1 pseudogene is annotated in these 254 nt (G+C 41.3%); it reads left to right on the top strand.

The window, feature by feature from the left end:
• Positions 1–64: 64 nt before the first annotated feature.
• Positions 65–254: pseudogene (locus GNE10_RS35635) on the top strand (hypothetical protein); the annotation flags it as partial.

Genomic DNA, 254 nt, shown 5'->3' with positions numbered 1-254 from the left:
CTATAAGCCTATCGATTTACCGTAGTTTATGGCAATGCTATTGAGGAAATTACCGTAACCCTAAGTGCTGGAGATAAAAGAGAGTGATGGCTTTTGGCAAAAGCTAGATCAGCTAGTAACTACCAGTAATCTCATCATTGATCGCCCACAAGGTACCATTCACCCACATTATCCAATCTCGATTTATCCCTTTGACTATGGATATTTAGAGGGTACTAAAGCCGGAGAGGAAGATCGTGTTGATGTCTGTGAAC

The organism is Nostoc sp. 2RC (assembly GCF_014222165.1).
Lineage (GTDB): Bacteria > Cyanobacteriota > Cyanobacteriia > Cyanobacteriales > Nostocaceae > Nostoc > Nostoc linckia.
This window is presented reverse-complemented; position numbering and strand designations above follow the sequence as displayed.